Genomic DNA, 22099 nt, shown 5'->3' with positions numbered 1-22099 from the left:
AGGCGTCCGGGCCGGCTCGTGCTCGTAGGAGAGCGAACCGGCCGAGGACGACGGGAGGGGCTCACAGCCAGGCCGGCTGTGAGCCCCTCCCGTCGTTCGTGCGAGCGCGCCCTGACCGAGCTGGGCGGCAGTTGGCGGGGGGCGGAAGACGGCATCGGATCCCCCACCGTCCCTCGCTCCGACGGTCCACCCCTTGCCATACCTATCGTTTCTCGATAGATTTCCATCGCTGTTCGATTGAAGGAGACGTGATGGGAAAGCTGACAGTCCTTGCGCTGCGGGCTGTACTGGTGGGCCTGCTCGCCGGGTCGGTGTTCGTCCAGGCCGTGATGGTGCCGCTGCTGGCCATCGACATGGAGAGTCTCGACCCTGACGTCGCGTACCTCCGCACCCCGCTCCTCGTGATCACGGTCCTCGGCATCGTGACGATCCAGGTCGTCCTGGTCTGTGTCTGGCGGCTCGTGACGATGGTCCGACGCGGCACCGTCTTCTCCGACGCGGCCTTCCGGTACGTCCACATCGTGATCGGCGCGATCGTGGCGGCAGCGATCCTGCTGTTCGCGCTCGGTGTCGTCCTGGCTCCGGGAGAGGCCGTCCCACCGGGCATCGTCCTCCTGCTGGGCGGGGGCGTCATGGCGGCCCTGGGGGTCGCGCTCATCGTGCTGGTGCTGCGGATGCTGCTCGCCCAGGCCGTCGCGCGCGACGTCGAGGCGGCGCAGATGCAGGCCGAACTGGCAGAGGTGATCTGATGCCGATCGCCGTCGACATCGACGTCATGCTGGCCAAACGGAAGATGTCCGTGGGCGAACTGGCGGACCGCGTCGGGATCACGCCGGCCAACCTGGCGGTGCTCAAGAACGGTCGCGCCAAGGCGGTGCGCTTCGCGACGCTCGCCGCGCTCTGCGAGGTGCTCGAGTGCCAGCCGGGAGACCTGCTGCGCTGGGAGTCCCACGACACCGCGGACGTCTGACACCCGGCACCGGCGGTCGGCGCGGCCGGCCGCCGGTGGCAGCATTCCCGCATCGACGACAACCGGCACCGACCCGACCGGGGCGGGATAATCTGGCCGCATGCGGATCTCAGCCAGGGCGGACTACGCGGTACGCGCCGCGCTGCAACTCGCCGCGTACCGGGACACCGGGCCGCTGAAGGCGGAGGCCATCGCCGACGCGCAGAACATTCCGCACAAGTTCCTCGAGGGCATCCTCAACGACATGCGCCGCGGCGGACTCGTGGCCAGCCGGCGCGGCGGCGGTGGCGGGTACCGTCTCGCACTTCCCGCGGAGTCGATCAGCATCGCCGACGTGATCCGCGTCGTGGACGGACCGCTCGTCTCGGTTCGGGGCGTACGACCCCCGGAACTGTCCTACACCGGTCCCGCCGAGGCGCTGCTGCCGCTGTGGATCGCGCTCCGGGCGAACGTCCGCGAGATCCTCGAAGGCGTGACGCTGGCCGATGTCGCGTCGGCCGAGCTGCCCACGAGGGTGTCCGCCCTCAGCGAGGACGCCGCCGCCTGGACCAACCCCTGACGGTCCGCCCGCCGCTCCAACCGCTCGCCACACGGCTCGACTTGTCCACCATCTGAACGTCCTCTTGGGCCGGGGCACGACCTCTGCGAGTATCCCTACTAATCCAGTAGGAATACTAGGAATCAGGGGACCGCGGGAGAACGCCGATCCTGTTGCCCGGCCGGGGAAGGGATGCGAAGTGCCGAAGAAGTCCGCTGACGGGCAGTCGCTCCCACCGACGCCCGTGGAGGAGACCCCATGGCCGCGCATCGTCCGCGAGCTGGCGGACGATCTCGCCACCGACGCGATCGCACGCGAACGCGCGGGCAAGTCCCCCACCGACGAGGTCTCGCGACTGCGCGAGGCGGGCCTCCTGGATCTGCTGACCCCCACCCGGGCGCCAGGGCAGGGCGCCGACTGGCGCACCGCCTGCGCCGTGGTTCGCGAGACAGCGGCCGCCGACAGTTCCATGGCCGAACTGCTGGCCCGCCACTACGCCCTGGCGTGGAGTACGCGCTTCTTCGGCTCCACGGACACCGCAGGTGGTCTTGAAGCGCGGATCGCCGAGGAGCACTGGCTGCTCGGCGGCAGCATCGACATCCCGGCCGGCTCTCCGAGCGATCTGACGCTCGCGCCGACCGGTACGGGGTACGCGCTGGGCGGCCGCAGGACCTTCGCCGCGGGGGTCACCGTCGCCGACCGGCTGGTCCTGGGCGCGACGTGCGCGAAGACCGGTGACTTACTGCTGGTGCTCGTGGACCCGGCGCATCCCGGCGTCCTGGTCGAGGCGGCGAACGAGCGCGTCGGGCAGCGGCTGGCCGGCGCGGGCAGCATCGACTTCGACAACGTGCCGGTGAGCAGGGCGGATCAGGTGCTCTGCACCCTTCCCCGCGACGAACACACCACGTCCCCCTTCACCGCCCTGGCGCCCCTCGCTCTTCGGCTCCTGCTCGCTCATGTCGCTCTCGGGCTCACCGAGGGGGCTCTCACGGAGGCGCGGGACATCAGCCGTGCGGCACCGCCCTTCCCGGCGGCCGGCCCGATGGGCGGCGCGTACGCGGAGCGGCCGAGCGACGATCCGTACGTTCTCCTTGCCTACGGAGAACTGGCGATCGGCGCCCACACCGCCGCCACGGTCGTCGAGCATGCGACGCAGGCACTGGCCGATGCGGTGGCGCTGGGGCCGGAACTGGGCGTCGACCACCATGCCGACGTCGCCGTGCTGGTCTCCACCGCGGAAGCCGTCACCGGCCGAACCGCCGTGCACACCACGACGCGCCTGCTGGAGCTCACCGCCGACGCCGACGACGTGAACGGTGGCACGGGCCTCGACAGGTTCTGGCGCAACGCGCGCGTGCTGACGGCGCGGACCCCCTCCTCCCTCCGTCTGCGCGACATCGGTGACCACTTCCTCAACGGCGCTCGTCCTCCCTTCACGGCGCGTGTCTGACGCGCTGGGACGACCGCTCCGCTGTCGTCCCACCCCGGCCGGCGAACCGTTCCGGGTCGGGGCCACTCCGGCCGCGGCGAGGGGGCCTAGGCTTCCTGTCATGACGCGCGCCTGGATTTCGCCACTGCTGTTCGTGCTCTGCGGCTCAGTCGTGGCGACCGGGCTGTTCCTCGGTGGGAGCCCCGGCACCGCCGTAGCGCTCCTGCTGCTGTTCGTGCTGCTCGCAGCGGCGCACTCGCCTCTGATCTTCCCGAAGCCCATTCGCGCGGAGGAGGCACAACGCCGCAGCGCGGTCGACGGCCGGCCGATCGTCTTCTGGCGGCCGGGCTGCCCCTACTGCCTCCGCATGCGCATCCGGCTGGGCCGGCGTGCCCGCCAGGTGCACTGGGTCGACATCTGGCGTGACCCGGCCGGCGCGGCGGAGGTGCGTGCGGTCAACGACGGCAACGAGACCGTGCCGACAGTCTTCGTGGCGGGCCGACCACACGTGAATCCCGACCCAGCGTGGGTGCGCGAACAGCTCGACGCTTCGGCGTGACGGCGAGCGGGGCAGCCGCGCCGACGGCCTCACCGGCCCGCGGATTCAGCCCCGTCCCGGCCGTGCCTCGTCAGTCGGGTGCGCTCCGGCGCTCGCCCGCGACCGGATCTCGCGCGCGACGTCCGCCGGCACCAGGCGTACGTCGTCGATGTCGAGGACGTGCCCGTCCTCGTCGAGCATCGCCACCTGGACGTTGCCACCGCCGCGTTCCTGGATGTACGTGGCCGGGACACCGGCGACGGGACGGTTCTCCTCGCCCCACTGCTGCAGGGCGGCGAGGACGACCTTGAGTTCCTGACCGCGATGCGTCAGCCGGTACGCATGGCGGCCCCGCGATCCGGTCTCCCGGTAGGACTCGCGCTCGAAGATTCCCGCGTCCACCAGGGTGGAGAGGCGTGCGCTGAGCACGTCCGTCGGGATGCCCAGCTCCTTACGGAAGTCGGAGAACCGGGTGGTGCCGCGCAGCGCGTTGCGCACGATGAGGAAGGCCCACTTCTGGCCGAGGATGTCCAGGCTGCGCTGGATGGAACACACCTCGCCGCGCGCCCCCGGCTCGGACGCGTCCATTGCGGTCGTCCTGTCCACCCGCACCGCCATGTATCCGATTCCCGTCTGTGCATCGGTTCGCGAGCGCGCCGTGTGCGAGCTGCGGCGAGACTACGCCGCAGGGTTGGTGAGCTGCTGGTGGACCTCGAAGGCGTTGCGCTCGACGCGGTTCCACAGCAGCTTGCCGTCCTCACGCACCGCCCATACCGCCGTGCCGGTCATCGTGATCGGCGCTCCGTCCGGGGTGGTTCCGAGGGCCCCGTTGTTGTTGCCGGTCAGGCGCCACATAGAGGCCACGCGGGAACCGTCGGCATTCGCGAACGACTCGACGACTTCGAACTCCAGGTTGTCGATGACCGTACCGAAACCCCGTGCCCACTCCTTGAAGGCGGCCCGCGACTGGACGCGCTTGCCGCCGGTGATGAGGACGAAGTCCTCCACCACGAGATCGTCGATGGCGTCGTAGTCCTGCGGGGACTGCCAGACGTGAGCCCAGAAGTTGTGCACGGCGTCGATGGCGGAGAGCTTCGTCATGCTGGTCGATCCTTCGCGATCACGGGGCGGGCGGGCCGAGGCGTTCCGTCGGCGGGCTTGAAACAAACGTAACACCCTGGATTGGAAATCTGGTCCCTGACCCTTCCGGCCGCTTCCGCGCAGCTCAGCGGGTCAGGACACCGCGGTCGAGCGGCTGAGGTCCTCCCACCTGGTGACGTCGGCCAGCAGCGACTCGTCGTGCTCGCGCAGCGCGTCGACCGCGTCCCCGCCGAGTACGAGGCGAAGCGGCGGGTTCTCGGCGTCCAGGACCTTGAGGATGGCCGCGGCGCCCTTCACCGGATCATTGGGTTCAGCGCCCACGATGCCCGTGACCAGCTCCCGGAGCCCGCCCGAGGTCGACTCGTAGCCCGGGATCTCGCGGGTGAACTCCAGGCTGCTGCTCATCCGGGTCCGGAACATGCCCGGCTCCACCAGCAGTACCCGGATGCCCAGGGGCGCCAGCTCGGCCGAGAGCGACTCGCTGAGCCCTTCGAGCGCGTGCTTCGTGGCGTGGTAGCCGCCCATGCCCGGGAAGGTGATCCGGCCGCCGAGGGAGCTCATCTGCACGATCGTCCCGGAGCCCTGCTCCCGCATCAGGGGAACGACCGCCTTCGTGAGCTCCGCGGCGCCGAAGAAGTTGACCTCCATCATCGCGCGCAGCTGTTGCATCGAGGTCTCCTCCACAGCCCCGATCACGCTGTATCCGGCGTTGTTCACCAGGACGTCGACGCGGCCGAACACAGCGACCGTCGCGTCCACCGCGGCCTGGACCGAGGCCGGATCCGTGACGTCCAGCGCTGCCGTACTGACCCGGTCGCCCCCGGCTTCGGCCAGATCGGCCAGGGTCTCCGGGCGACGCGCCGTGGCCATGACCCGGTCTCCGGCCGCCAGGGCGGCGAGCGCGATCTCCCGGCCGAACCCGCCCGAGCAACCCGTGATCAACCAGACGCGGTCCTGCGTGTTCATCGTCATCAGCCATGCCCTTCCGACGTGGTGTTCATCGAGGTCAATGGTTGTTCCGATGCGCCGGGAGCGTCCAACACCGGCTGCTTGTCGTCGCTGTAGGCTCTGCCTGTGACCCCTGATCTTCGGCAGCTGAGGTACTTCGTCGCCGTCGCCGAGGAGTCCAGCTACACGCGCGCCGCCGAGCGGCTCATGATCAGCCAGCAGTCGCTGTCCCAGCAGATCAGCCTCCTGGAGCGCATGCTGGCGGTGAGGCTCTTCGACCGCGACAGCCGGGGTACCAGCCTGACCGCCGTGGGTGCGCTGTTCCTCCCCGAGGCCCGCGCGGTACTCGATCGGGCCGATGAGGCGATGGACGTGGTGGCACGAGCCGCACGCGGCGAGCTCGGCAGCCTCCGGCTGGCCTTCCTCGCCACCACGACCAACCATCTCCTCCCCCCGGTGGTCCGGGCCGTGAGGGAGCGACTGCCGGGACTCGACGTGGCGACGGAGGAGACGACGATCGCCCCTCTCGTCGAGGGGCTGCGCCGAGGGCACTACGACGTCGCGTTCACGCGGCCCCCGCTGGTGGAGGGGCTGGAGGCCAGGACGCTGGTCAGCGAGCCGGTGTGCGCCGTCCTCCCCGAAGATCACCCGCTCGCCGGACGTTCGCAGCTGACCCTGGGTGAACTGGCGGACGAGCGCTGGGTGTTGAGCCCGCGCAGCTCGTGGGAACCCTGGCACCGGGCATTCGACGACTCCTTCCGCACGGCCGGCTTCACTCCCGACGTGGTTCAGCGCGACGCGAGCGTGCAGAACCTGCTCGGACTGGTGGCGGCCGGTGTCGGGGTGACGCGGCTGGCGCAGTCGGCGAGCAATCTGCGCCGGACGGGCGTGGTGTTCGTGCCCCTGGCCGGGGAGTCCGTCCCCACCGAGATGGTGTGGCTGACCGGCAACACCTCCCCCGCGCTGCACAGGCTGCTGGACGTGGTCACCGAGATGGCCGCGACCACGGACTTCACCCGGTCCGGCTGAGAGGGGTCCTGAGGGGTCCTGCCGGCAGCGGGGTCTGCCCCCGCGCGTCGGCGCAAGCAGAGCGGAACGCCCGTCGACGGCGGTCAACACCCGGCGCACCGAACGCTCTTGCCCGCTCTGTACGGTGAAGTGGATCAGTTCAGGCATGAACACTTCACAAGGAGTATCGGTGAGGAAGACTTACGGGGCCCGTGCCGCCGTCGCCGCGGTCGGTGCGATCGCACTTGTCGCCGCGGCGTCGGGGCCGGCCGCCGCGGCCGACACCACGCTGCGGTTGTCCCGCGGCGGGCACACCATCGGCACCATGACCCACCTCGACCCCGACCCGGACACGTTCCGCGTCTGCGACACGCGTGCGGACGGACACGGGGTCACCGGCAAGCTGTACATCTACCTGGCGGGCTGGCAGCTCAAGGAGACGAAGCAGGACGGCGGTGACTCCGGCTGCGGCTACTTCGACTACAACGTCGTTCCCTACGGCGCGAAGTACCTGCTGAAACTGTGCTGGAACGGGCCCGGCGAGGTCTGTTCGCAGAAGGAGTTCACCGAGGACTGAGGTGACCACTGCCCGCCGCGTCCCGGACTCCCATGGACCGGAGTGGCCGGCACGGTAGTCGCCGGAACCGGCTCCACGAGCAGGGCATGAACCGGCAGGCAGGTCAACGGTCTTCACCCAGGTGCGGTCGCGGTTCGGTGCGCTCATCGTGTTCACCGAACCGCGACAGGGGCACACAGCGGCTCGCGTCGGGGCCGGCCGCCCCCGCCCGGTTGCCGAGAGGGAGGGCGGCTCCCCTTCTCCCCCGCCCCCGAACAGATGTAGTTTCCCGCCATGACTGACGATCTTGCCTACGCGGGTGTCGCCGGACAGGCGGAAGCCGTCCGCGCCGGAGATGTGTCGGCTCGTGAACTCACCGAGCTGCTCCTCACCCGTATCGAACGGCACAACGGCAGCCTGACGGCGTTCACCGTGGTGATGGCCGAGCAGGCCCTCGCCGAGGCTGCCCGCCGGGACGGGACCCCGCGGGCCGACCGTGGTCCGCTGCACGGGGTGCCGGTCGCGATCAAGGAAGAGAACGACGTCGAGGGACTGGTGACGACGTTCGGGACGGCGGCCAACAAACGGCCCGCGGCAGCCGACAGCGAGGTGGTTCGCAGGCTGCGAACGGCCGGGGCCGTCATCATCGGCAAGACGAACATGCCCGAGTTCGGACTCTTCCCGTTCACCGAGTCGTCGGCGCACGGCGCCACCCTCAACCCGTGGGCACCCGGGCATTCGCCCGGCGGTTCCAGCGGTGGCTCGGCCGCGGCCGTCGCGGCCGGCCTGGTCCCGGCCGCGATCGGCGGCGACGGCGGCGGCTCGATCCGGATTCCGTCCGCCAGCTGCGGCCTGTTCGGGCTGAAGCCTTCGCGTGGCCGCGTCAGCACCTCACCGCATCCCCACCTCTGGTGGGGACTGGGCGTGCTCGGCCCCCTGACGCGCTCCGTGCTGGACTCCGCGCTCGTCCACGACGCGATCCGGGGCTCGCTGCCGGGCGACATGTTCCGCGCCACTGACCCGGCCGTGTCGTTCGCCACCGCCGCGGCCACCGAACCCCGGCAGTTGCGGATCGGCTGGTCGACCGAGTCGGCCTCGCTCGGAGTGCGACCGGCGTCGGACGTCGTCCGGGCCGTCCGGGAAACGGCAACGCTGCTGGCGGAGTTGGGCCATCACGTCGAGGAGGTCGACCCTCACTACCCCGACCCGACGGCGGCGTTCGTACCGCAGTGGTTCGCCGGTCTGCGGACCGAGGCGTTCGCGATGGACGACTACAGCCGGCTCGAGCGGCGGACTCGTGAGACGGTCCGCCTCGGCAGCTGGGTCCGCCCCCGGATCACTCGCTGGGCCCTCGGGCAGGGCGAGCGGACCGCCGCCAAGGCGAACGAGGTCTTCGAGCGGATCGATGTGCTGCTCACCCCGACGATGGCGGGCCTCCCGCCCGCGGCCGGGCGACTCAACGGCACCGGTACGGTGCGGGCTGCCCTGCGGGCGATGCCGATGATCGCGTACTGCGCGCTGTGGAACGTCACCGGCAACCCCGCGGCCTCGGTACCGGCCGGATTCTCCGCCGACGGCCTGCCGCTCGCGGTGCAGCTGGTCGGCCGCCGGAACGACGAGCCGACGCTGTTGTCGCTCTCCGCGCAACTGGAGACAGCGCGCCCCTGGGCCGGACGGACACCGCCCGGCTTCCCCGCCTAGGCCCTGTCCGGGCGATCTTCGAGGATCACCTGTGGCGTCGGATGCGCTGCATCGCACGGCGGTGGGGGCGCGCCCCCGCCGGAGGCTGGGGGAGATCGCCCTCGTACGAGGCGTACTCGGGCCATCCGGCAACACGGCGAGGTGCGGTAGCCCGTCGCAGGCCCGACAAGATCGCCCGGACAGGACCCAGGCGCTGATGAACGGCAGCGTCCTGCCGGGCGGACCTCTTCCGGCGTCCTCCTGTCCGGGTGCTCTGCTGCTCCCGGCCGGTGCTCCCGTCCGGACGGGCGTCGACGCGCACCGCGGCGGAGCCGCCCGTGGTCAGGAGTGGATGGACGACGCCCGTTCGGCCCCTCCCACGGTCACGCTCCTCGCTTGAGCCGGGACGGCCGCGTAGAAGGGACAAGGGCGCTCACACCGGGTGCCCCGGAGCCGCCGCGCGCCGCGAGGTCGCTCCTCACGCCACGTCAGGGAGCCACTCGATGCAAGCCCTTGTCGCGCCCGACTACGTACCGCTGGACCAGGTCGCCGTCGCCGAGCATCCCACTCCCACCCCCGGACCGGACCAGGTCCTGGTCAAGGTCGAGGCCGCCGCGCTCAATCCGCTCGACCTGATGCTCATCACCGGCGCGGCGAGGGAGAGCTACCCGGCGGACCATCCGCTGGTGGTCGGCATGGACGCCGCGGGGACCGTCGTCGAGGTCGGCGAGAACGTCACGCTCTATTCGGCGGGCGATCCGGTCCTGGTCTTCACCGGCGGCAGCGCGGGCGCCGTCGCCGAGTACACCATCAGCTCGCCCGGGCCGTTGCTCGCCCGGCGCCCCGCAGGTCTGGACAGTCCGCACGCGGCGGCGATCCCCGAATCAGGACTGACGGCGGTGAACCTGCTCCGGGCCGTCCGGCCGACGTCCGACGAGAGTGTGCTGGTGATCGGGGCGACCGGCGGCATCGGGATGTTCGCCGTGCAGCTCGTCCACGCGATCGGCGCCCGCGTGATCGCCACGTCGACCGAGCAGGACGCGGAGTACCTGCGCGGTCTCGGCGCCGACGACACGGTCGACTACCGGCGGACGGATGTGGTGGACGAGGTGCTGCGCCTGGTGCCCGGCGGTGTCGATGTCGTCGTCGACCTGGTGAACTCGGGCGACGGGCTGGCGAGTACGGCACGCGCGGCCCGCCCGGGCGGCCGGCTGGTCTCGCCGTTGTACGGGCCCGCCGACCTCGGGCGTGACGTCGAGTCGGTCTACATCGGCTCGTTCCAGGCGCAGCCCGGGGAGCTCGACGATCTCGCGGCACGTGCTGCGGACGGACGGCTCCAGGTGGAGATCGGCGCCCGCTACCCCTTCGCGAACGCCGTGCAGGCAGTCAACGACTTCGCCACCCAGCACATTCGGGGCAAGGTCGTCGTCACCTTCCCCTGACCGCTCCCCCGTCCATCCGGACGATCAGGCGCATCCGGCTGCCGCCTGCGCAGCACGACATCCGCCATCACGGCACCACTCCCGCATCCGAGACAAGGAACAGCTCTCATGAAGCGCAGGATCCTCGGCGGCACAGGCATCTCGGTGAGCGAATACGCCCTCGGTGCCATGATGTTCGGCGCCTGGGGCAACCGGGACCACGACGAATCGGTGCGGATCATCCACCGTGCCCTGGACGCCGGGATCAACTTCGTCGACACCGCCGACGTCTACAGCCAGGGCGAGTCGGAGGAGATCGTCGGCAAGGCGCTCAAGGGGCGCCGGGATGCCGTCGTACTGGCCACCAAGGGCCACGGTTCGATGGGCGAGGACCCCAACAGCAGTGGGAACTCGCGTCGTTGGCTCACCCGGGCCGTCGAGAACAGCCTGCGGCGGCTGAACACCGACTGGATCGACCTCTATCAGGTCCACCGGCCCGACCCGCACACGGACATCGACGAGACCCTGTCCGTCCTGTCGGATCTCGTCCGGGCGGGCAAGGTGCGCGCGATCGGCCACTCGACCTTTCCTGCCGAGCAGATCGTCGAGGCCCAGTGGACGGCGGAACGGCGGGGTCATGTGCGCTTCCGGACCGAACAGCCCCCGTACTCGATCCTCGCCCGGGGCGTCGAAGGGTCCGTGCTGCCGACGGCGCAGCGCTATGGAATGGGCGTGCTGACCTGGGGTCCGCTGAGCGCGGGCTGGCTCTCCGGCAAGTACGGCAAACCGTCGGACGTCGACCTCTCGGCGGGAAGCGGCCGCGCGGCGATGGAACAGCACAAGTTCGACCCGTCGCGCCCGGGCAACGCGGCCAAGCTGAAGGCGGTGACCGAACTGACGCAGGTGGCCGACGAGGCGGGCCTTCAGCTCCGGCACATGGCGATCGCGTTCGTCCGCTCACACCCGGCCGTCACCTCCGTCATCATCGGCCCGCGGACACCCGCGCACCTGGAGGACCTGCTGGAGGGCGCCGACGTGGCGATCGGCGCGGACGTACTGGACCGGATCGACGAGATCGTGCCTCCGGGAACGGACCTGAACCGGGACGACTCGTACTACACGCCGCCCGCGCTCTCCGACAAGGCGCTGCGGCGCCGCTGACGCACAGAGGACGCACCGACCGACCGAGCCGTGCAGCGGCACAGCACAACGAGCGTAAGGGCACACCGTGGACCTGTTTCCCGCACTTCCCCTGTCGGAGTGGAAAGACTCCAAAGAGACACTGCACCGGTTCACCCAGATCGTCGGCAAGATCCGGCTGGCCGGCAGCGTCCGGCGCAACCACTGGTGGAACGTCCCGTTCCATCTGACGGGCCGGGGCATCACGACCCGCCCCATGGGTGGGGCGTACGGCACGTCCATCTTCACGATCGACTTCGACTTCGTCGATCACCGGCTGACGGCACACTCGCTCGACGGCCTGACCGCGTCGTTCCCGCTCGTCGGGCAGTCCGTGGCGTCGTTCTACCGCGAGACGCTCGACGCCCTGCGCGCGGTGGGCGCGGCGGCGACGATCGCGCATCCCCATCCCTTCGATCTGCCCGATGCCCAGCGGGCGTTCGCCGACGACACGGAGCACTCTGCGTACGACCCGTTCTGGGTCAACCGCTACTGGCAGGTGCTCAGCCAGGTCAACCTGGTGCTGGAGGAGTTCTCCGCCGGGTTCTCCGGGAAGGTCAGCCCGGTGCACCACTTCTGGCACACCTTCGACATCGCGGTCACCCGGTTCTCCGACCGGGTCGTCGACCAGCCGGCGAGTGTCGACCCGGTGACACGCGAGGCGTACTCGCGTGAAGTCATCAGCTCGGGCTTCTGGTTCGGCGACGACTCCTTCCCCCGGCCGGCCTTCTACTCCTACGCGGCGCCCGAGCCCGGCGGGCTCGGCGAGCGTCCTCTTCGTCCGGACGCCGCGCAGTGGATGGAACGAGGCGGCAGTCATCTGGCCACGCTGGACTACGAGGAAGTCCGCAACAGCCCGAACCCGCGGGACACCGTTCTCGACTTCTTCGACTGCGTCTACCGTTCCGCGGCCGACCTCGCCGACTGGGACATCGACCGCCGTGCCTGCCCCGGAGGTGTCACCGATCCCGTGATCCTTTCCTAGACGTGTTCGAGGGCCGGTCGGCGCTGCACCCAGGGCATATTCGTTTGCCGCTCGCCGACGCCGTCGGATAGAAAGCGTGCATGCTCAGCGGCAGCAAGGTCGGGCTCAGGGCCCGGCACGAAAGCGATATCCCGGTCCTGCGGGCCGAGCTCTACGACGACGTGGTCAACGCCTCCCGGTCCGACGGCAGGCCCTGGCGGCCGATCACGCCCGACTCGAAGGACTCGCGGCTCGTCGTGGACGACAAGGAGGAGGGACACGTCCCGTTCTCCGTGGTGGAGCTGGACGGCGGCGCTCTGGTCGGCACCGCGACGCTGTGGGGCATCGACAACCACAACCGGTTCGCCCACGTCGGGTTGGGGCTGCTGCCGTCCTCCCGGGGCAAGGGGTACGGCACGGACGTCGTCGCGGTGCTGTGCCACTACGGATTCGTCGTGCGCGGCCTGCACCGACTGCAGATCGAGACGCTGTCGGACAACGCCGCGATGCTGCGCTCCGCCGAGCGCAACGGATTCGTCCGCGAGGGCGTGCTGCGCTCGTCGGCCTGGGTGATGGGCGAGTTCCTGGACGAGGTGCTGCTCGGGCTCCTCGTGGAGGACTGGAAGCCGGGTTCGCAGGGCTAGGGTCCGTCGTCCGGATCAGGCGCGGGCTCACGGAGACCCGCCTCACGCCGCGTCCGTGGGCCCTGTCCTCCCGAACCGGCTGACCGCGCGGCGCTCCGGGCGTCATTCCAGGCCGCGCCAGACGTTGTCGAAGGCCGCCTCTTCGACGTTCCTCCGTTGCCGTACGGCCTGGAGTTCCACGAGCGCGTTGTTGACTCCGGCGAGCACTGTCGCCACGGAGTCGTCCGCCACCTCCGGAGCGTCGCTGCCCTCTTCGCCGCGCACTCCGATGGATTCCGCGAGGGTGGCGAGGACGGGTTCACGGGAATCCCAGCGCTCCATCGCCGCTGTGCGCGCGGGCGATTCGACCAGGACCGGCGGTCCGCCCCGGAAGGGGTGGCTGCGGCTGCGCGGACGGGTCACCAGTCCGTCTTCCTCGAGGGCGGCCGTATAGGCAACGGCCAGGGCCTTGCCTCTGCGCCACAGCCAGTCCTCGACCGACTCGTACGGCTCGTCCCGCACAAGCAGGTCGGCTGCCTCGGCCAGGAGACGATCGGCCGGTGCCGGCTCGGTACCGGGAACGATCCGGTCGTCGTCCAGCCCGATGGCCCGGGCATCCAGAAGGTCGATCAGTTCGGCTCCGGCGAGCGCGAGGGACAGGTCGCCCGATTCCACCGGTCCGCTGGTGGCGCTGTCCATGGCGACGATCAGCAGGGTTCGCGGTGTGGTCATGTGGGGCCTCACGTCCGGTGTGTCGACGGTGATGCCTCAGATGAGCTTACGGAGCACGGGCGCCACCCGCATCCGCGCTTGCGGTGGCCCGTACGGAGTTCACCGCACGGGCCACCGCGGACGCCTTACCCCATCCGCGCTCGGCCCGCGAGTCGGCGCCGCCGCGCGGGACTCCAGGGACCGCTCTAGCCTGAACGTGACGGTCGCCATCGGATGGCAGGAGGCTCGCCGTGGTGAATTCACCGAAGAGTTGGCGCAAGGCGTGCGTAGCTGTGGCCGTGGGGGCGGCGCTGGTCATACCGGTCACGGCCGGCGGCGCGTACGGAGCGCCCACCCCGGATCCGTCCGGCTCGGTATCACCCTCCCCGAGCTCCACCTTCCCGACCCTCGACGCGTCCATCTCCGCACGCCTGGACACCGCCATCCAGCAGGTGATGCGCGAAGCGGCGATACCCGGTGTGACGGTGTCCGTGTCGGCACCCGACAAGGGGACCTACCTGCGGACCTTCGGTGTCGCGGACAAGAGCACCGGCGCACCGATGGAAGCCGACATGAACATGCGCATCGGCAGTGAGACCAAGACATTCACGGTGACCGCCCTGCTGCAACTGGTCGACCAGGGAAAGGCCGGGCTGGACGACACCATCGACAAGTACATCGACGGGGTCCCCAACGGCAACCGGATCACTCTGCGGCAACTGGCAGGGATGCGGAGCGGGCTGTTCAACTACACGATGGACGACGATTTCGAGAAAGCATTCCTCACCGACCCCCGAAAGCCGTTCACCCCGCAGCAGTTGCTGGACTACAGCTTCAAGCACCCGGTGAACTTCCAACCGGGCGCGGAGTTCGAATACAGCAACACCAATCTGATCCTGCTGGGCCTCGTCGTGGAGAAGCAGAGCGGAATGCCGCTGCAGAACTTCATCTCACAGAACATCACGCGGCCCACCAAGCTGCGCAACACGTTCCTCGCGACGGACGCCACGTTCCCGAATCCGCACGCCCAGGGCTACACGAACCAGACGGCTGACGGCAAGATCGCCAACTCGACGGACTGGGACCCCTCGTGGGCCTGGGCCGCGGGAGCGGTGATCTCCAACCTCCAGGACCTGCGCTCGTGGGCGCGCATCCTCGCCACGGGCAGCCTGCTCGAGCCCGCGACCCAGGCCCAGCGCCTTGACACGGCCCCGACGACGATCCCCGGCGCCTCCTACGGCCTGGGCATCTTCAACGTGCAGGGCTGGATCGGCCACAACGGCTCCCTGCCCGGCTACGAGTCCCTGACCATCTATCTGCCCGAGGCCGAGGCCACGGTGGTGGTGCTGCTCAACACGGACGTCCTGGACAACAACCAGGAGCCGAGCACCCTGCTCGGCCAGGCGATCACCCGCATCGTGACCCCGAACCACGTGTACAACCTCCCGGTGGTACCGGCCCGGCCGACGTCGAGCGCGACGCCCGCCCCGTGATGCGGGAGCGTGACCCGGGATCAGGCGGCAGGCCCGGCTGGGCCGCAGGAGCCAGGCACTCAGCACCCGCGTCAAGGATTCCTTGACAACCGCGACGGCGTCAAGGAATCCTTGACATCATGAACCCGATGTCCCGCCCGTCCCCTGGGGCTCCCCTGGCCGTCAACGGCATGCTCGCCGTCGTGACCGTACTGATCTCCCTGGTCGTCGTCCTGGAAGACGACCTGGGAACTCCGGCCTTCCTCCTCCTGATCGCCGCCGACCTCGTGGCCGTCCTCGGCATGGGAGTCCTCATCGGAGGCATGTCGAAGGACGCGGCCACCAGGGGTGAGGCTGCCGAGCTCCGGCACGACCTGCGCACCCTCGATGCCCTCGAGCCGCTTCGGACCGAGGCGAACGACGGCAAGCAGCGATGAACGAGACCGAATTGCTCACCCCGGTGGAGATCCTCCGGATCCGCGAAGGGATCGCCGCGGCGGTCCTCGGCGGCCCGGACGGGCTGGCCGAATCACTGGAGCACGATCCCGACGGCTATCTCCGACTCGTCGCCGCCACCCGCATCGGGGCGGAGGAAACGAGCCGCCTGCTGCGCGAATCGGTCCAGGGCGCGAGAGCCGCCGGGCAGAGCTGGGACACGGTGGGCAGCGTTCTGGGCGTGAGCCGGCAGGCCGCCCAGCAGCGCTTCGCCGGCAAGGGGCCGGGCCCTGACGTCTCCGGCACCGGGGAGCGCCGGGTCCTCACCCCGCTGACCGCGTTCAACGAGATGCAGGCGCTCGCGGAAGCGGGCCAGGACGGCTGGCACGTCGTCGACTACGGCCCGCTGTTCCATGTGGTGGAGAGGTCGGAACACGCCTGGGAGCATCGCAGGGTGACCTTCGCCGTCGGCGCCCGGCATCGCCGCCTGGAGAGCGACGGATGGACGCAGATCGGATCGGGGTCCTTCCCCTGGCGTTACTACAAGCGCCCGCTCGCCGAGGGGTAGAGGTCGACAGCGTCTGAGCCTGCGACGGAACTCCGGCGCGTGTTCCGCAACACGCGGGCCCGTGTTCACCGCCGATCGGTGCCGCTGCTCGGCGGCATTCGATTCATGGTGCATGCCGCCCGCATGTCCCCATATGCTCCTGACGTGGGCTGCCCGCCTTTCTCAGGAGGTGTCGTGCCGCGCAACACGATGTTCTGTTACACCTGCGACTCCGACGAACAGCATCGCCCTCTGACCGGCCGGGAGAAGGCCTGGCTCAAAGAGCGCACGAGCCGGAGGAACGTCGAAGGATTCTTCATGTGCACGGCACCGAACTGCCGGAACGTGCGCGCCGGATTCAACAAGCGGCCCTTCGACCCCGTCATCCGCATTCCGCTGCCCGAGTGACCCACTCGGCGTCGGCGCGTCTTTCGCTGCCGCACGCCCTCGGTTCCGGCGGTGAACCGGCTACCCGCTCGGGGAGTGGCCGGGCCTCGTCGTGGCTGTCCGCCGGATGGGCGGCTCCGTCGGCGGCCTACGGGCAGACCCGGCTCATCGCGCGCCGCGCAGGGTCACGGCCGGGCCGACTCCCCGAACGGTCAGCGGCCTCAGAAGCGCCGCATGAGTGCCACAACCTTGCCGAGGATCCGCGCCTGGTCGCCGCGCAGGGGCTGGTAGGCCGGGTTCGCCGGCATCAGCCAGACTTCGCCTGCTTCGCGGTGGAGCCGCTTCACGGTCGCTTCGCCGTCGAGGAGGGCCGCCACCGTGTCACCGTGGTCCGCCGTCTGCTGGCGGCGGACCGTGACGATGTCGCCGTCGCGGATCGCCGCGTCGATCATGCTGTCGCCGACCACGGTCAGTGCGAACAGCTCGCCCTCGCCGACCAGTTGCCTCGGCAGGGTCAGGACATCCTCGACGGATTCGTCCGCGAGGATCGGAGGGCCGGCCGCGATGCGTCCCAGCAGCGGCACATCGGCGGTGTGCCCCGCTGAGCGGGGCGGCGCGGACGCGGGGCCGGAGTCGGAGGTGAGGCGTCGGCGGACGCGGTAGGCGCGGGGGCGGTGCGGGTCGCGCTCGACGAAGCCCTTGCGTTCCAGCGTCATCAGCTGATGCGCGACCGACGAGGTCGACTTGAGGTCCACCGCTTCGCCGATCTCACGCATCGACGGTGGGTATCCCTTGCGGGCCACGGTCTGCTCGATGAAGTTCACCACGGCGGCCTGCCTGCTCGTCAAACCGTCCGCGTCCGTCTGCCCGCCCGGCGGGCGCCCCCGGCGCGCTGGTTCGTCCGCATGCATGTGTCCCACCCCTGCCCTTGATCTTTACGCAGGGACAGTATCCCGCCAAGTGACGCAAAGGGAACAGGAGGGGCTGTCGCCGGACGGTGAGCGCGGTCGAGGGGCTGCGGTCGGGGCGACGCCTCACCGGCCCCGGAGACTGCGCCCCGGCGCACCCGAGCCGTTCGGGCGTCGGGATCCGGGCCGGCTGCTGCACGCAGGTGCCGACCACGTAGCCAGTGACGGCGTGCTTCGTCACCTTGACCCAACGCGTGCCGCTGATACCGCACTTGGCACAGGTGCCGCCGTAGGACATCCGGCAGGGGGACATCGCGGTCTCTCCCTTGTCGAGCTGGGCAAGGGCCGTGCCGTTGACGCTCGTCCGGTCACGTATCACCACACCCGTCTCGGCGGAAGACGCGGGCCGCCTACGAGGCGTTCTGCCGGCGCACCATCTCGGTGATCCAGGTGGGCGCGAACGGAGACGTGCAGCCCGGCGACGTCGGGTAGTCCTTGAGCACCTCCAGGCGCTCGCCGATCGCGAGGGCGCGGGAGCGGTACTCGGCGTGCTCGATGCCGATCTGCGCCAGGCAGTGGTTCATCGCCCACTGGAGACGATCCGGCGCGTCCTTCATCTCGGCCTCGATGACATCGAGCAGCCCCGCGAGGTCGAGGCCCTCGGGCTTCTTCGCGACGCGTTCGGTGGTCAGCGCCCAGCCGGCGCTCGCGACCACGGGATCCGGATCGGCGGACCATGCCTGACGCAGCTCTTCGGCGTGCGGGTTCTTCTTGACCACGTAGTTCACGAGCCAGTCATGCACCTTGGGAGCGCGCGCATCGCGCAGCATCGTGTCCAGTTCGTCACGTTCGAACGCCTTCGGACGGCTGATCAGGATCGCCAGCAGTCTCGCCGCGGTGTCCCCCGTCTCCCAGAGCCGGCACGCGAGTTCCTGCTGCGTCTTCAGCCGCTTCGCGAGCGCCCGCAGCTTGCCGAGGTTCACGCCGTGATCATCGCCGTGCCGCTCGTTCACCGCGCGTGCTTTCGGGTCCTCCAGGGCGGCCAGCTCGGCCATCACCTCGGTCACCGTCGTCCCGGTCGGCGTCGTCACGGCCATCGCAGCCTCCAGTCCCATCATGTGTGTGGTGCAGCAGCCTACGACGGAGGCGGGTCCCTGTCGTACACGCCGGTGCGGCGGCTGCCATCGATGCGACGTCCGTTCGCGGTTCACGTCAGTGCGGGCCGGGGGCTCGGGCCGGGTGCGGGACACGGGGCGCGGCGCGGCGGCTTTCGGCCAGGGCGCTGACCGCGGTGATGAGGAGGGTGACCGTGACACCGCCGAGAATCGCGACCGAGGCGCTCCCCCGGTCCAACACCACGGCGGAGAGGGACGCGGCGAGGCTGTATCCCACTCCCCCGACCGCGTACATGACGGAGTACGCGGCGGCGTGAGCGTGCTGAGGGAGACGTTCCCGGAGGCTGAGCGTGCGGGCGATCATGACACCGGCCTGGAAGATGCCCGTCAGCAGAAGGCCGGCGGCGATGCCCGTCACACCGGGCAGAACGGTGACCAGACCGAGGCATCCTGAGGTGACGACGAGGAACACCAGACTCTGAGTCCGTACCGAACCCGGCCAGGTCCGCAGGCCGTAGCAGAACGCGCCCGCCGCGCCGGCCAGTGCGAAGCCGGCGAGCAGCGGCCCCGCCCACCCCACCGCGATGTGCCGCTCCTCGAGGAGGGCAGGCAGGACCAGTTCGGCGGTGGCCAACATCGCCATGGAGGCCGCGCTGGTGAGGTAGACCGGCCAGCCCGTGAGCAGGGTCGCCGCCATCGGCCCGCGCGGCGGTCCGGCTGCCGCGGGCTCCCGCGGTTCCGGGAGCCGGAGCAGCAGGACCGACGCGGTCGCGGCGAGCAGTGCGACCACGATCAGTGGGGCTCCGGGGTGGACCTGGAGAGCCAGGAGGACCACCAGACCCGGCGCCGCGGCCCAGACGATCTGCGTCAGCACGGCCTCGGCACTCAGTGCGCGGGTCACCGCGTTGTCGGCCACCATCCGGGTCAGCATCGCGCGGATGCCTCCGGGGCAGGCTGCCGGAGCCACACCGGCCATGAAGGCGAGACCGATCAGCACGGAGGGCGGGGCGGAGACCGCGAGCGGCAGCGCGCCGAAGGCAAGCGCCCCCGCCATCAGCCCGTACGACAGTTGCCGCCGCATACGGCCCCGGCCCAGCCCGGCTCCGAGCAGCGGCGCCCCGGCGACCTCCCCCAGGACGTACACGGAGGCCAGGAGGGCGCCGAAGGTGTAGCCGTACGGGCTCTGCCGGGTCAGAAACACCAGGGCCAGTGGGGCCATGGCCACGGGCGTCTTGCTCGCCAGTGCGACCAGGCCCCACAGCAGTGGCTCACGAGCCATCAGGTCCCGGTAGCGGGTCTCGGACGCGGACAACTCCACCGACCTTTCGCCCGTCCGGCACGGGCCCGTTGCCATGCCGCCGAACCTGACCCGAGAGGCAACTCACCCCATCGTGGGACCCGTTGACGTATCCGGCGGGGACAACGCCTCATCGATTGTGCGCGGCGGCGCCACGTCGGGGAAGGGGCTCCCCCGAAGCCCACGAGGCGCCCGGTCGAGGAGTGAGGCACGAACCGTCATGTCGTGTCCGGCCGTCGATGAGCCCCGACCACCTCACGCACGGGAAAGGCGACGAGCAGGGCGAGCGCGACGAGCAGTCCGGCGGCCCACAGCGGCCCCAGGAGCCCGGCCGCGGTGCCGAGGGTGCCCGCGGCGATGAGGGGTCCGAGCGCGGCGCCGATGTTGAGCGCCGCCGTCGCGTACGAGCCGGCCATGGTCGGGGCTCCCGTCGCCTCGTAGAGGACGCGCGTGATCAGCGTGCTGCCCAGCGCGAACGACAGAGCGCCTTGCACGAAGACCAGGACGAGCAGGGCGACCGGCTCGTCGGCGAGCACGGCCAGGGCGGGCCAGCCGATGAGCAGCAGTGGGCCACCGGCCGCGACGACCAGGCCGGGGCGCCGGTCGGACAGCCGGCCGGCGACGGTGACACCGACCAGGGATCCGACGCCGAAGAGCATCAGGACGACCGAGATCCACAGCTCGCCCAGTCCGGCGGTGTCGGTGACGACGGGTGCGAGAAACGTGAAGCCGCCGAAGGTCGCCGCGTTCACCAGCGCGCCGAGCCCCATGACCAGGATCAGTCGCGGCTGCCTGAGCTGCGCGAGTTCCGATCGCAGGACCGGACGGTCGGGCTCGTCCTGCGGCGCGGGCCTGGCCGGGAGTCCCTTGAGGATGCCGACGGCCGCGGGCAGACAGAGAACGGCGACGGCCCAGAACGTGGCTCGCCACCCGAGCAGCGTGCCGATGGCGGATCCTCCGGGGACGCCCGCGATGGTGGCCAGCGTCGTGCCCGACAGCAGCACAGCGAGCGCCCGCCCCTTCCTGCCGGGCGGGACGAGCGTGCCGGCCGTCGTCAGCGCCACCGCGAGGAACCCGGCATGGGCGAGCGCCGCGACCACCCGGGTGGCTACCAGTACGGCAAAGCTGGGCGTGGAAGCACCCACCACATGGGCCGCCAGGAAGACGAGGACGAACCCGAGAAGGCTGGACCGGACGGGCCAGGTACGGGCGAGCGCGGCCATGAGCGGGGCGCCGACGACCATGCCGATCGCGAACGCCGAGGTGAGCAGGGCCGCCGTCCCGACGCTCACGTCGAGGTCCGAGGCGATGTCCGGCAGCAGACCGGCCAGCATGAATTCTGAGGTGCCCATGGCGAACACGGCCATGGCAAGGAGATACAGCGCGAGAGGCATCGAGTGGCTCCGAGGTGATGAGAAGCACGAGAAGGTCGTCTCGTCACCGCGGTCAGCACCCACAGGCGCACTCACACACCCGCAGCAGGGGCGGGTGGGGGGACCTGTGAACTCAGTGGTTCAGGGGGCTGACGGCGTGACCGAAAGCCCCCACCGTGGATGCCTCAGGGCTCGACATGATCCGCACGCTATCCGACCCGTGCGGGCCGGGGCACCCCGATTTCCGCCGCGCTCCGCCGGGGGCCGATCGTCACTCTCCGCGACTCGGATGGCGGCCTGTCGCCGAGGCGGTGACACTGAGTGCATCAGTGCCTGAGACAGGTGAGCCATGACTACCGTTGAAGAGACGATCGACGTCGGCGTGCCGGTTCGCACCGCCTACAACCAGTGGACCCAGTTCAAGAGCTTTCCGCGGTTCATGTCCACGGTGAAGAGCGTCGAACAGGTCCGGCCCAGCGTCACCCGCTGGGTCGTCGGACTCGGTCCGATCCGCCACGAGTTCGACGCGGAGATCGTGGAGCAGCTGCCGGACTCCCACGTGGCGTGGCAGAGCCTCGGTCGGGGCTTCAGTCATCGGGGTGAGGTGTCGTTCCGCGCCACGGCACCGGGCCGAACCACCCTCGTCGTACGCATCCACGCGGAGCCGGAGAAGTCCGCGCGCCTCCACACCCGCGCCTCCGGGTTCACCAGGCGTGTGCTCCGATCCGAGCTCGGTCACTTCAAGGAGTTCATCGAGGGCCTGGGCCAGGAGGGCGGGGCCTGGCGGGGAGTCATCCGTAACGGACGCGTCGAACCCATGGAACCGGAGCCGCCCCGAAGCCGGGTTCCGCACTGGCCTGTCGGCTGATCCGTCTGCCGGCCGATCCGTCCGCTGGAGA

26 protein-coding genes are annotated in these 22099 nt (G+C 70.3%); 18 read left to right on the top strand and 8 right to left on the bottom strand.

The features are described 5' to 3' along the window. Positions 1–251: 251 nt before the first annotated feature. The 5 genes from ACFWU3_RS30535 to ACFWU3_RS30515 all read left to right on the top strand — a co-directional run bounded on the left by ACFWU3_RS30535 (position 252) and on the right by ACFWU3_RS30515 (position 3496). A complete protein-coding gene (locus ACFWU3_RS30535) occupies positions 252–749 on the top strand; it encodes a DUF2975 domain-containing protein (protein WP_384444168.1) in 498 nt (165 codons plus the stop codon). Then, positions 749–970 carry a helix-turn-helix domain-containing protein gene (locus ACFWU3_RS30530; RefSeq protein WP_384444166.1) on the top strand — a complete coding sequence of 74 codons (222 nt, stop codon included), beginning with the start codon at positions 749–751 and terminating at the stop codon, positions 968–970. The genes ACFWU3_RS30535 and ACFWU3_RS30530 overlap by 1 nt, the downstream gene beginning before the upstream one ends. 100 nt (positions 971–1070) lie before the next feature. Then, positions 1071–1529, top strand: coding sequence for an RrF2 family transcriptional regulator (locus ACFWU3_RS30525; RefSeq protein WP_384444164.1), 459 nt, complete (start codon positions 1071–1073; stop codon positions 1527–1529). 178 nt (positions 1530–1707) lie between these two features. Beyond that, positions 1708–2958 (top strand): acyl-CoA dehydrogenase family protein, encoded by a 1251-nt coding sequence (locus ACFWU3_RS30520; RefSeq protein WP_384444162.1) that lies wholly within the window; start codon positions 1708–1710, stop codon positions 2956–2958. A 100-nt stretch (positions 2959–3058) separates the two neighbouring features. After that, entirely contained in the window at positions 3059–3496 is a 438-nt protein-coding gene (locus ACFWU3_RS30515; RefSeq protein WP_384444160.1) for a glutaredoxin domain-containing protein, read from the top strand. Between the two features lie 45 nt (positions 3497–3541). Here ACFWU3_RS30515 and ACFWU3_RS30510 read toward each other — a convergent pair whose 3' ends face one another. The 3 genes from ACFWU3_RS30510 to ACFWU3_RS30500 all read right to left on the bottom strand — a co-directional run bounded on the left by ACFWU3_RS30510 (position 3542) and on the right by ACFWU3_RS30500 (position 5548). After that, entirely contained in the window at positions 3542–4063 is a 522-nt protein-coding gene (locus ACFWU3_RS30510; protein WP_384444158.1) for a winged helix-turn-helix transcriptional regulator, read from the bottom strand. 90 nt (positions 4064–4153) lie between these two features. Then, entirely contained in the window at positions 4154–4576 is a 423-nt protein-coding gene (locus ACFWU3_RS30505; RefSeq protein ID WP_384444156.1) for an ester cyclase, read from the bottom strand. A 132-nt stretch (positions 4577–4708) separates the two neighbouring features. Further along, on the bottom strand, positions 4709–5548 hold the full coding sequence (locus ACFWU3_RS30500) for an oxidoreductase (RefSeq protein ID WP_384444154.1): 840 nt from the start codon (positions 5546–5548) through the stop codon (positions 4709–4711). Between the two features lie 102 nt (positions 5549–5650). Here ACFWU3_RS30500 and ACFWU3_RS30495 point away from each other — a divergent pair, with 102 nt between their 5' ends. The 8 genes from ACFWU3_RS30495 (at position 5651) to ACFWU3_RS30460 (ending at position 12976) form a co-directional block, all read left to right on the top strand. Further along, positions 5651–6553, top strand: a complete 903-nt coding sequence (locus ACFWU3_RS30495) for a LysR substrate-binding domain-containing protein (protein WP_384444152.1) — start codon at positions 5651–5653, stop codon at positions 6551–6553. Positions 6554–6722: 169 nt separating this feature from the next. Then, the gene (locus ACFWU3_RS30490) at positions 6723–7109 is read left to right on the top strand and encodes a hypothetical protein (protein ID WP_384444150.1); all 387 of its coding nucleotides are present in this window, start codon (positions 6723–6725) and stop codon (positions 7107–7109) included. Between the two features lie 273 nt (positions 7110–7382). Then, entirely contained in the window at positions 7383–8789 is a 1407-nt protein-coding gene (locus ACFWU3_RS30485; RefSeq protein ID WP_384444148.1) for an amidase, read from the top strand. A gap of 196 nt (positions 8790–8985) precedes the next feature. Beyond that, the gene (locus ACFWU3_RS30480) at positions 8986–9168 is read left to right on the top strand and encodes a hypothetical protein (RefSeq protein ID WP_384444146.1); all 183 of its coding nucleotides are present in this window, start codon (positions 8986–8988) and stop codon (positions 9166–9168) included. Between the two features lie 103 nt (positions 9169–9271). Beyond that, positions 9272–10210 carry a zinc-binding alcohol dehydrogenase family protein gene (locus tag ACFWU3_RS30475; RefSeq protein ID WP_384444144.1) on the top strand — a complete coding sequence of 313 codons (939 nt, stop codon included), beginning with the start codon at positions 9272–9274 and terminating at the stop codon, positions 10208–10210. Between the two features lie 108 nt (positions 10211–10318). Then, positions 10319–11350 (top strand): aldo/keto reductase, encoded by a 1032-nt coding sequence (locus tag ACFWU3_RS30470; RefSeq protein ID WP_384444142.1) that lies wholly within the window; start codon positions 10319–10321, stop codon positions 11348–11350. A 67-nt stretch (positions 11351–11417) separates the two neighbouring features. Then, positions 11418–12353, top strand: coding sequence for a DUF5996 family protein (locus ACFWU3_RS30465; RefSeq protein WP_384444140.1), 936 nt, complete (start codon positions 11418–11420; stop codon positions 12351–12353). An 80-nt stretch (positions 12354–12433) separates the two neighbouring features. Then, positions 12434–12976, top strand: coding sequence for a GNAT family N-acetyltransferase (locus ACFWU3_RS30460; protein ID WP_384444138.1), 543 nt, complete (start codon positions 12434–12436; stop codon positions 12974–12976). A gap of 102 nt (positions 12977–13078) precedes the next feature. On the opposite strand, the gene ACFWU3_RS30455 is transcribed toward ACFWU3_RS30460, so the two are convergent. After that, positions 13079–13687: a GPP34 family phosphoprotein gene (locus ACFWU3_RS30455; protein WP_384444136.1), complete on the bottom strand. Its 609-nt coding sequence runs from the start codon at positions 13685–13687 to the stop codon at positions 13079–13081. A 230-nt stretch (positions 13688–13917) separates the two neighbouring features. On the opposite strand from ACFWU3_RS30455, the gene ACFWU3_RS30450 reads away from it, so the two are divergent. From ACFWU3_RS30450 to ACFWU3_RS30435, 4 genes are all read left to right on the top strand, one after another. Continuing rightward, entirely contained in the window at positions 13918–15159 is a 1242-nt protein-coding gene (locus tag ACFWU3_RS30450; protein ID WP_384444134.1) for a serine hydrolase domain-containing protein, read from the top strand. 119 nt (positions 15160–15278) lie between these two features. Then, positions 15279–15575, top strand: a complete 297-nt coding sequence (locus ACFWU3_RS30445; RefSeq protein WP_384444132.1) for a hypothetical protein — start codon at positions 15279–15281, stop codon at positions 15573–15575. Continuing rightward, positions 15572–16141 carry a hypothetical protein gene (locus ACFWU3_RS30440; RefSeq protein WP_384444130.1) on the top strand — a complete coding sequence of 190 codons (570 nt, stop codon included), beginning with the start codon at positions 15572–15574 and terminating at the stop codon, positions 16139–16141. The genes ACFWU3_RS30445 and ACFWU3_RS30440 overlap by 4 nt, the downstream gene beginning before the upstream one ends. A 189-nt stretch (positions 16142–16330) precedes the next feature. Continuing rightward, positions 16331–16528, top strand: a complete 198-nt coding sequence (locus ACFWU3_RS30435; RefSeq protein ID WP_384444191.1) for a hypothetical protein — start codon at positions 16331–16333, stop codon at positions 16526–16528. A 200-nt stretch (positions 16529–16728) separates the two neighbouring features. Here the strand turns inward: ACFWU3_RS30435 and lexA are convergent, their stop codons facing one another. The 4 genes from lexA to ACFWU3_RS30415 all read right to left on the bottom strand — a co-directional run bounded on the left by lexA (position 16729) and on the right by ACFWU3_RS30415 (position 21221). Beyond that, on the bottom strand, positions 16729–17418 hold the full coding sequence (gene lexA / locus ACFWU3_RS30430; RefSeq protein WP_384444128.1) for a transcriptional repressor LexA: 690 nt from the start codon (positions 17416–17418) through the stop codon (positions 16729–16731). Positions 17419–17825: 407 nt separating this feature from the next. Next, positions 17826–18512, bottom strand: coding sequence for a DNA alkylation repair protein (locus ACFWU3_RS30425; protein WP_384444126.1), 687 nt, complete (start codon positions 18510–18512; stop codon positions 17826–17828). A gap of 115 nt (positions 18513–18627) precedes the next feature. Further along, on the bottom strand, positions 18628–19842 hold the full coding sequence (locus ACFWU3_RS30420; protein WP_384444124.1) for an MFS transporter: 1215 nt from the start codon (positions 19840–19842) through the stop codon (positions 18628–18630). Positions 19843–20045: 203 nt separating this feature from the next. Next, positions 20046–21221 (bottom strand): Cmx/CmrA family chloramphenicol efflux MFS transporter, encoded by a 1176-nt coding sequence (locus ACFWU3_RS30415; protein WP_384444122.1) that lies wholly within the window; start codon positions 21219–21221, stop codon positions 20046–20048. Positions 21222–21549: 328 nt separating this feature from the next. Here ACFWU3_RS30415 and ACFWU3_RS30410 point away from each other — a divergent pair, with 328 nt between their 5' ends. Beyond that, a complete protein-coding gene (locus tag ACFWU3_RS30410) occupies positions 21550–22068 on the top strand; it encodes an SRPBCC family protein (RefSeq protein ID WP_384444120.1) in 519 nt (172 codons plus the stop codon). Positions 22069–22099 lie beyond the last annotated feature (31 nt).

The sequence above is a fragment of the Streptomyces sp. NPDC058685 genome, from assembly GCF_042714725.1.
GTDB lineage: Bacteria > Actinomycetota > Actinomycetes > Streptomycetales > Streptomycetaceae > Streptomyces.
This window is presented reverse-complemented; position numbering and strand designations above follow the sequence as displayed.

Bases quoted from the DNA above. Each gene is read 5' to 3' on its own strand.
- ACFWU3_RS30535 (WP_384444168.1), top strand. From the start codon at position 252: ATGGGAAAGCTGACAGTCCTTGCGCTGCGGGCTGTACTGGTGGGCCTG.
- ACFWU3_RS30530 (WP_384444166.1), top strand. From the start codon at position 749: ATGCCGATCGCCGTCGACATCGACGTCATGCTGGCCAAACGGAAGATG.
- ACFWU3_RS30525 (WP_384444164.1), top strand. From the start codon at position 1,071: ATGCGGATCTCAGCCAGGGCGGACTACGCGGTACGCGCCGCGCTGCAA.
- ACFWU3_RS30515 (WP_384444160.1), top strand. From the start codon at position 3,059: ATGACGCGCGCCTGGATTTCGCCACTGCTGTTCGTGCTCTGCGGCTCA.
- ACFWU3_RS30510 (WP_384444158.1), bottom strand. From the start codon at position 4,063: ATGGACGCGTCCGAGCCGGGGGCGCGCGGCGAGGTGTGTTCCATCCAG.
- ACFWU3_RS30505 (WP_384444156.1), bottom strand. From the start codon at position 4,576: ATGACGAAGCTCTCCGCCATCGACGCCGTGCACAACTTCTGGGCTCAC.
- ACFWU3_RS30500 (WP_384444154.1), bottom strand. From the start codon at position 5,548: ATGACGATGAACACGCAGGACCGCGTCTGGTTGATCACGGGTTGCTCG.
- ACFWU3_RS30485 (WP_384444148.1), top strand. From the start codon at position 7,383: ATGACTGACGATCTTGCCTACGCGGGTGTCGCCGGACAGGCGGAAGCC.
- ACFWU3_RS30480 (WP_384444146.1), top strand. From the start codon at position 8,986: ATGAACGGCAGCGTCCTGCCGGGCGGACCTCTTCCGGCGTCCTCCTGT.
- ACFWU3_RS30475 (WP_384444144.1), top strand. From the start codon at position 9,272: ATGCAAGCCCTTGTCGCGCCCGACTACGTACCGCTGGACCAGGTCGCC.
- ACFWU3_RS30470 (WP_384444142.1), top strand. From the start codon at position 10,319: ATGAAGCGCAGGATCCTCGGCGGCACAGGCATCTCGGTGAGCGAATAC.
- ACFWU3_RS30460 (WP_384444138.1), top strand. From the start codon at position 12,434: ATGCTCAGCGGCAGCAAGGTCGGGCTCAGGGCCCGGCACGAAAGCGAT.
- ACFWU3_RS30455 (WP_384444136.1), bottom strand. From the start codon at position 13,687: ATGACCACACCGCGAACCCTGCTGATCGTCGCCATGGACAGCGCCACC.
- ACFWU3_RS30445 (WP_384444132.1), top strand. From the start codon at position 15,279: ATGAACCCGATGTCCCGCCCGTCCCCTGGGGCTCCCCTGGCCGTCAAC.
- ACFWU3_RS30440 (WP_384444130.1), top strand. From the start codon at position 15,572: ATGAACGAGACCGAATTGCTCACCCCGGTGGAGATCCTCCGGATCCGC.
- ACFWU3_RS30435 (WP_384444191.1), top strand. From the start codon at position 16,331: ATGTTCTGTTACACCTGCGACTCCGACGAACAGCATCGCCCTCTGACC.
- lexA (WP_384444128.1), bottom strand. From the start codon at position 17,418: ATGCATGCGGACGAACCAGCGCGCCGGGGGCGCCCGCCGGGCGGGCAG.
- ACFWU3_RS30425 (WP_384444126.1), bottom strand. From the start codon at position 18,512: ATGGCCGTGACGACGCCGACCGGGACGACGGTGACCGAGGTGATGGCC.
- ACFWU3_RS30415 (WP_384444122.1), bottom strand. From the start codon at position 21,221: ATGCCTCTCGCGCTGTATCTCCTTGCCATGGCCGTGTTCGCCATGGGC.
- ACFWU3_RS30410 (WP_384444120.1), top strand. From the start codon at position 21,550: ATGACTACCGTTGAAGAGACGATCGACGTCGGCGTGCCGGTTCGCACC.